Source organism: Scytonema hankhaensis NUACC26, from assembly GCF_045865695.1.
Taxonomy (GTDB): domain Bacteria; phylum Cyanobacteriota; class Cyanobacteriia; order Cyanobacteriales; family Nostocaceae; genus Scytonema.
Genome location: NZ_BAACAP010000060.1, coordinates 1 through 9125, shown reverse-complemented (window position 1 = coordinate 9125; position 9125 = coordinate 1). Strand labels below are relative to the sequence as shown.

Annotated in this window: 3 protein-coding genes; all 3 read left to right on the top strand. The window is 43.5% G+C overall.

The genetic code is table 11. The features are described from left to right. Window positions 1-1350: condensation domain-containing protein (locus tag ACKTT2_RS01475; RefSeq protein ID WP_407883238.1), on the top strand; the 1350-nt coding region annotated here is incomplete at its 5' end. Beyond that, window positions 1329-2687: a non-ribosomal peptide synthetase gene (locus ACKTT2_RS01470; protein ID WP_407883240.1), complete on the top strand. Its 1359-nt coding sequence runs from the start codon at window positions 1329-1331 to the stop codon at window positions 2685-2687. The genes ACKTT2_RS01475 and ACKTT2_RS01470, both read left to right, overlap by 22 nt. Window positions 2688-2872: 185 nt before the next feature. Next, window positions 2873-9125, top strand: a 6253-nt coding sequence (locus tag ACKTT2_RS01465; protein WP_407883236.1) for a non-ribosomal peptide synthetase, incomplete at its 3' end; no start/stop codon positions are given.

Genomic DNA, 9125 nt, shown 5'->3' with positions numbered 1-9125 from the left:
CCCGCTCGCCCCTATCGAGAGTATATTGATTGGTTACAGCAACAGGATATTGCTGGGGCAAAAAGCTTCTGGCAACAAACTTTCCAGGGGTTTGAGGCTCCTACCCCTTTAGGGGGGAACAGGGGACAGGGGACTCTTGACAGGGAACAAGGAACATATGATGAGCAACGTTTCCAATTATCTCAAACGTTAACTGACAAACTACAATATGTAGCGCGACAGCACCATTTAACCTTGAATAATTTGGTGCAAGGAGCATGGGCGTTGCTCATGACGCGATACAGTGGGGAAAATGATGTGGTCTTTGGTGCAACTGTGTCGGGTCGCACACCGAACTTGGCAGGAGTGGATTCAATAGTCGGGCTATTAATCAACTCCATTCCCATACGAGTACAAGTTACAGCCAAGGCAACAATTCTGCCTTGGCTCAAGCATTTACAAACCCAAGCACTCGAGCAAGAACAATATGCTTACTTCTCCCTAGCGGAAATTCAGCGCTTCAGTGATGTTCCCCCAGGAATGCCACTTTTCGAGAGCCTTTTAGTCTTTGAGAATTACCCGCTCGATTCTGCCAAACAGGAAAGCAAAAAAACTTTAGAAATTAGTCATCTTCGTTGTTTTGAACGCACGAATTATCCTCTAACGGTAGTGGTTAATCCTGGAGCGCAATTGTCTGGCAGAATTATCTACGATACCAGTCGCTTCGAGGAACAGACAATTGCTCGCACGCTCGGACATTTCCAGACGTTGCTAGAAGGAATGGCAGCCAATCTACAACAAGAGATTTCCCAATTATCTCTGCTTAGTACAGCCGAAGAAGAACAATTAATTCTGCTTGAGAATCAACAAAAGACAAATTCTATTCATTACAAATGTATTCATAGTTTATTTGAAGAACAGGTAGAAAAAACTCCCAATGGAGTCGCACTTGTGTATGAAAAGCAAAACTTAACGTATCGGGAGTTAAATAACCGCGCCAATCAATTAGCCCATTACTTACAAGCACTGGGAGTTAAACCTGAAGTACGGGTGGGAATTTGTGTCGATCGCTCGCCTTTAATGGTAATAGGAATACTTGCTATTCTCAAAGCGGGTAGTGTTTATGTTCCTCTAGATCCGGCTTATCCTTCAGAAAGACTGGCGTTTATGTTAGGAGATGTACACGCATCCATCTTACTCACACAAACTCATTTGCGCGATCGCCTTCCCATCCAGAATCAAACTGTAGTGAATCTTGATTCAGATTGGGAAATAATTAGCCAGTATAAAGAAAACAATTTACCCAGTGAAGTTAATCCAGAAAATTTAGCTTATATGGGGTTGATTACATTCACCTTGATGCAGACCTAGTTTGGTTACAACATTCATCCATTTCCTGGGATGCACTCACCCTAGAACTTTGGCCGCCCCTGCTTTACGGAGGGCGTTGCGTGCTTTACCCCGATCGAATTCCCACACCTGATGACTTAAGCCGCATTATCCAAGAACAGGAGGTTAATACCCTGTTTTTGACTACGGCTTTATTCAATCTCACGATTGACACAATGCCTAAAGGTTTGTCAGGAGTAAAACAACTGCTGTTTGGGGGAGAGTCCGTTTCTATACCTCATGTTCGTCGCGCCTTAGAACTATTGCCAGGAACCCAAATTATTCATGCTTATGGTCCTTCAGAATGTACAGTTTTTACCTCTTGTTACCCGATTCCCAAACAACTTGCTCAAAACGTTCATTCAATTCCCATCGGAAAACCTATCGGCGACAGGACAGTGTATCTACTAGATAGAGATTTACACAGGGTTCCTCTTGAGATTCCTGGAGAACTTTATGTGGGTGGGGCGAGTGTTGCTAGAGGTTACTTAAATCAACCAACATTAACTCGTGAAAGATTTATTCCCAATCCTTTTGTTGAAGGTGACACGCTTTACAAAACCGGGGATTTAGTCCGCCGTCTCCCTGATGGGAATCTGGAATTTTTATGTCGAATTGATACACAAGTTAAAATTCGGGGTTTCCGCATTGAATTAGAAGAAATTGAAGCGGTTTTCATTCAGCATCCAGATATAAAGCAAGTCGTAGTCATTGTGCGGGAAGATGAACCTGGGAACAAGTACTTAGTTGCTTATCTCTTGAGTAAGGAGAACGCACCGACTGTGGGGGCGCAAAGCCTTGCGCCCCTACTGCGACAATTCCTTAAGAACAAGCTACCTGACTACATGATTCCTGCCGCTTTCGTATTTCTTGAGGAATTTCCTCTGACTCCTAATGGTAAGATAAATCGCCGTGCTTTGCCTGCTCCAGATACTTCCCAAAGAAGTTTAGAAGTTGATTTTGTTGCCCCTCGCACGTCTACCGAACAAGAATTAGCCACAATTTGGGCTGAAGTTCTTCGATTAAAACAGGTTGGAATTTATGATAACTTTTTCGAGTTGGGAGGACATTCTTTATTGGCTACTCAAGTTGTTTCTCGATTAAGAGAAGCTTTTTCTATTGATTTTACTTTGCGTTACTTGTTTGAAAATCCAACTATTGCTGAACTTACCCAAAAAGTAAGCAATCGGCAATTTGAGCAAGCAGAAAATGATGCTTTAGAAGAGATTTTAGGGGAAGTGGATGGGTTATCAGAAGAAGAAGTTATGCAGCAATTACTCATACCACATACTTCTGGTGGGCAATGCCCACCCTACTAATAAAAAAGAACGGGCGGGGACGCCCGTACCACAAGATGAAGGTCTTACAAGATGAAATTTCCTAGTCTGCTGAGGTACAAATCGAGTGGTATCCATCTGCGTTCGTCAGCTACAGGCTGCGGTTAATTCTTCTTCCTGTATCTCTTGAAAGCTCTTTAAAAAACTAATTTTCAATAATAAGTATTATGAGCGATTTACTAAAACGTCTTGAAACCCTTTCGCCAGAAAAGCGAGAATTAGTCCTACAAAAACTGAAAAAGCAACAGCAATTTTCACAGAACGATCGCAGCCTAACTCCTCTGCTTACCGTATCGCGGGAACAACCTCTTCCCCTCTCTTTTGCCCAACAAAGACTGTGGTTTCTCAACCAATTAGAAGGCGAAAGTTGTGTCTACAATGTGCCGTTTTTCTGGCAACTTAGCGGTTTTCTGAATATAAGTGCTTTAGAACAAGCTATTAGAGAAATTGTTCAACGTCATGAAGTTTTACGCACCACCTTCTCAGTTATTGATGGTTCGCCAATACAGGTGATTCACACTCATCCCCAACTGATGATACAAGTGCTAGACTGGCGACAATTGACGGAAAAAGACCGGTTAAGTAAAGCGCAGCAGTTAGCCACAGAAGAATTGCTACAGCCTTTTGACTTATCAAACCCGCCTTTGTTGCGGGTAAAGTTGTTGCAACTGGCTGACCAATCCTATCTGCTGTTGCTCGTTATCCATCATATCGTTTGTGATGGTTGGTCAATGGACATATTCCGCCGTGAATTATTCACCCTTTATACTGCATTTTGTGCTGGAGAACCGTCTCCCTTACCCGAATTATCGCTACAATATGCCGATTTTGCCCACTGGCAAAGACAATGGCTACAGGGAGAGGTACTCCAAACCCAACTCAATTACTGGCAAAAACAATTAGCCGCCGTCCCGCCTCTGTTAGAATTGCCTACAGATCGAACCCGCCCTTCGGTTCAAAGTTTCAGAGGGCGTAGCATCTTCTTGGAACTTACTCAAGATTTAACACAGAAGTTGAAGCGTTTGAGTCAGGAGTCGGGAACTACTCTGTTTATGACTTTACTTGCAGCATTTACGCTCTTACTGTCGCGCTATAGCGGACAAGAGGATATTGTCATTGGTTCTGCGATCGCCAATCGCAATCGTCGGGAAATAGAAACACTGATTGGCTTTTTTGTCAATACCCTAGCTTTGCGTACTAACTTGCAAGGGAATCCAACCTTCTTAGAATTACTCAACCGGGTGAAGCAAGTCACCCTGGATGCTTACGACCATCAAGACTTACCCTTTGAGAAACTCGTCGATGAACTGGGTTTGGAGCGATCGCTTTCTCAGCATCCTCTATTTCAAGTGGCTTTTAGCTTACAAAATGAATCCGAGCAAAAACTGGAAATCAATGGATTAAATGTTACCCGTTTTCAATGGGAAAATACGACAACTTTGTTGGATTTGTTGGTGACGTTTCGAGAAACGCCCCAGGGATTGATAGGAGAATGGGAATACACAACAGATTTGTTTGACACTAAAACCATTAAACGGATGGCGGAACATTTTGAAGTTCTGCTTGAGGGAATTGTCGATCGCCCACACCAATCGATTCATTCTTTACCGTTGCTGACAGAGGATGAACGTCAGCAACTGCAAATTTGGAATCAAACTCAAACTGATTATCCCCTCCATCAAACTTTAGTTGACCTGTTTGAAGCTCAAGTTGCAAAAAATCCGCATCACCTTGCTGTGGTGTTTGAATCCCAAAGCCTCACTTACGAGCAACTCAATCAAAGAGCGAACCAATTGGCTCATTATCTGATTCACAATTACCAAATTCAGCCAGACACTTTAATTGGTATCTGTGTAGAACGTTCTTTACAGATGATGATTGGTGTCCTCGGAATCCTCAAAGCAGGTGGGGCTTATGTACCAATTGACCCCAATTATCCACAAGAGCGGATTGAGTTTATGTTGGCAGATTCTGAGGCAAAGGTGTTGCTCACCCAAAGTTGCCTACTGGATCGATTACTCGGTGCGAACAGCGAACACTCGTGTCAAGTCATTTGTTTGGATAAGGCAATTTTTGCCGAAGAATTCACAGAGAATCCCAGTCCCCGAACTACGCCTGAGAATTTAGCTTACATCATCTACACGAGCGGTTCCACCGGACGACCTAAAGGGGTCATGATTGAGCATCGAGCAATTGTCAATCTCAGCAAGGCATGGGTTAGCACTTTTCAAGTTCAACCCCAAAGCCGTTTGCTTCAGTTTGGGTCGTTTAGTTTCGATTTATCTGTAGCAGAAATTGCCACGACCTTGGTCACGGGTGCGAGTTTGTATCTCGCCCAACAAGACACCTTGTTACCCAGTCAAATCTTGGTTGACTTCTTAACCGAGCACAAAATTACCCACAGCTTTTTACCTCCTTCAGCCTTATCTGTCTTACCTCAAGCTACCTTGAGCGATTTGCAAACTATAGGCGTTGGTGGTGAGGCTTGCCCTGCAGAATTAGTGGCACAATGGTCAAAGGGAAGGCGTTTCTTCAATTGTTACGGACCGACGGAAGCAACGGTGAATGCGGCGATCGCTACGCTGGCCAAAGGCAACGCTCTTTGTGAACCCAACAGCAAAAAACCGCCTATCGGTAAACCGTTGCCCAATATCCGCATCTATATTTTAGATGCACGCCATCAACCATTACCCCCTGGAATACCTGGAGAATTATGCATTGCTGGCGTTGGTTTAGCAAGAGGCTATCTCAACCGTCCTGAAACTACTGCCGAAAAATTCTTGGAAGTGGAATTATTCGGGAAAACTGAGCAAATATACAAAACTGGTGACTTGGCAAGATGGCTACCAGACGGTAATATAGAATACCTAGGACGCATTGACAACCAAGTAAAATTGCGTGGCTTCCGTATCGAATTGGGAGAAATTGAATCGCTATTATTGCATCATTCATCAGTTCAAGAAGCTGTTGTTATTTTATATCAAAATGATAATAATCCTATATTAGTAGCATATGTTACGGCGGCGGAAAAATCTGTCAATTTAAGGGGTCAACTCAAGGATTATCTCAAAACTCGCCTACCGAATTATATGGTTCCCAGCCAGATTATGGTATTGGATAAGTTGCCCCTTAGCCCTAACGGTAAACTAGATCGGCAATCGCTCCCAGCACCAGATACAGCCACTACCACTGAGGAAGAAATGCCAGTGACTCCCACAGAAGAACTACTGGCTACTTTATGGCAGGCTCTCTTAAAAACTCAGTCTGTTGGTCGTCGAGACAACTTCTTTGAACTGGGTGGTCATTCTCTATTAGCTACCCAATTGGTTGCTCGTATTCGTGACAGTTTTGGGGTAGAATTGCCCGTCCGCAAGGTATTTGAGCAGAGCATTTTATCTGAGTTGGCTACAGTTATTGACGGTAGGGACACAAATATGGGCGCACGTAGGGGCGCAATGCCTTGCGCCCCTACCCCCATCGCACCACAGCTGGAAAATGACCCCAAAGTTCTGTCCTTTGCCCAATCGAGGCTCTGGTTTTTAGACCAGCTTGAAGGTAAAGGAACCTCGGCTACCTACAATATGCCAATGGCTTTGCAACTTGAGGGCAATTTGAATGTAGAGGCGTTGCGTGCCAGTTTTGCTTATGTGCTCAAACGTCATACTAGTTTACGCACATATTTTCCAGTCTTAGAAGGAAAACCTCAAGTCGTTGTCCAAAATCCAGAGAATATAGAAGTGCTAGAGATCGTAGACTTACAGGAAGTGGATCTTCACACTCAAGCAAGAACGGTACAACGATTAGCCGATAGCCATGGCCAAGAACCCTTTGACTTAAATACTGGTCCCCTGTTCAAAGCAAAACTGCTGCAACTTCAACAGCAAAAATATGTGCTGCTTGTTAATATGCACCATATTATCAGCGACGGCTGGTCAATGGGTGTATTTAAGCGGGAATGGCAACAAGCTTACTGTGCTTTCGCTCAAGGTCAAGCCCCAAATTGGGAAGAGTTACCGATTCAGTATAGCGATTATGCAGCTTGGCAGCGCAGTTGGTTACAAGGGGATATTTTAAAAAGTCAGGAAAATTACTGGTTTCAACAACTAAGCGATGCTCCCCGATTGCTGGATTTGCCTACTGACCACCCCCGTCCAGCTCAACAAAGTTACCAAGGTGGGCGCGAGGAATATCGTTTAAGCAACGAACTGACTTCATTACTTAAAAGAGTAAGTCAAAAACATGGGGTTAGTTTGTTTATGACCCTGTTAACAGCTTTTAGTATTTTAATATCTCGTTACAGCCGTCAAGAAGACTTATGTGTCGGTACTGCGATCGCTAACCGTACCCACAGCTACACAGAAGGGTTAATTGGCTTTTTTGTCAATACTTTGGTGTTGCGTAGCAAAGTTAAGCCAGAACAAGGATTTAGCGAACTACTCCAACAAACCCGCCAAACTTGCTTAGATGCTTATGCTCATCAAGATATTCCCTTTGAGTATTTGGTAGAACAGTTGCAACCAGAACGCAGCCTGAGCCACAACCCCTTATTCCAAGTCATGATGGTGTTGCAAAATACGGAAAGTGCGGGGACGAATGTTAATTTACCTTTGCTTGATATTCAATACTTGGAGCAAAGCCATCCATTTGCCAAGTTTGATTTAACACTGGATCTTTGCGAAAGGGACAACCAACTGCACTGTATGTGGGAATATGCCACCGATCTATTTGAGGCTGAAACAATTAGGCGCATGGCAGAGCACTTTGAAGTCTTGCTCCTCGCGATTGCCCAAAATCCCCAACAGTCCATTAGTACGCTACCTCTAATTACAATAGCAGAAATCCAACAACTGCAAGTTTGGAATCAAACCGAGATCGATTATCCTCAAGACCAGACTCTGGTGACTCTGTTTGAACAACAGGTGGCAAAAACTCCCGATAAAATTGCGGTCGTGTTTGAAGAGTGCAGCCTAAGTTATCAAGAACTCAATCAAAAAGCCAACCAGCTTGCTCATTACCTGTTACAACTCAAAAGAGAGCAACAGTTACCAGACAATCCATCGATCGCAATCTGCGTAGAGCGGTCGCTCTTAATGGTCATCGGTATACTTGCTATCCTGAAAGCAGGTGGGGCTTACGTGCCGATCGATCCAAATTATCCTCAAGAACGCATTCATTTAATACTCGAAGATAGTCATGCTTCTGTATTACTAACAACAAACTCTATTAAAAAGCAACTTCCCCTAGAAAAACTGCAAAATTCCTGTCAAGCCGTGTGTCTGGAGCAAGAAACATGGTGCGATCGCTCAACGGACAATCTCAAAGCACAAAGCAGCTCTGATGATTTGGCTTATGTCATTTATACTTCTGGTTCCACAGGGCGACCTAAAGGTGTTGCCATTACACACTATAGCCCGGTAGTTCTGTTAAAGTGGGCGCATTCCGTCTTCAGTGCAGAACAGCTAGCAGGTGTCTTAGCATCAACCTCAATTTGTTTCGACCTCTCTATTTTTGAAATTTTTGTCCCCCTGACTCAAGGTGGTAGTGTCATTGTAGTTGAAAATGCACTTTACATTGAGCAAGCACGTAAGAGTATTGTACCGATTACGTTGATTAATACTGTACCAAGTGCTGCTGCCGAACTGCTCAATATGAATGGGATTCCAGCAAGTGTCCGAGTTATCAATTTAGCTGGCGAACCATTAAAAAATAGTTTGGTACAAGCTATATATCAAAGCACATCTGTGACAGAAATTTATAATCTCTATGGTCCTTCTGAAGACACAACTTATTCTACTTTTACAAAAGTTGCTAAAAATGCTCAGTATGAACCAACTATCGGTAAGCCGATCGCCAATACCCGGATCTATATTCTAGATAGCTACAACCAACCCCTTGCTCCTGGTATTCCTGGAGAACTCTGTATTGCAGGTGCAGGTTTAGCACGGGGTTATTTGAACCGTCCCGATCTGAGCGCAGAAAAATTCATTAACCTCAACTTGTTCAACCAAACTGAGCGGGTTTATAAAACTGGCGATCTAGCCCGTTGGTTACCTGACGGCAATTTGCAATACTTAGGTCGCATTGATTATCAGGTTAAACTCCGTGGTTTTCGGATTGAATTAGGTGAGATTGAAGCATCATTAGTCAAACATCCAAAAATTCAGGAAGCTGTTGTCATTGTACGGGAAGACAGCGATCGCGATCGCACTCTAGTGGCATATATTGTTCCAACAGCGACAGAGGATGAAGATTTCCAAGGTCAACAGGTAGAACTGTGGCAGCAAGTCTTTAATGATACTTACCTCAATAACTTGAATTCACTAGACGATCCAACTCTCAATCTAGCTGGCTGGAATGATAGATATACGGGAAAACCCTATTCCAAAGAGGCGATGCAAGAATGGAGAGATACAATAGTTG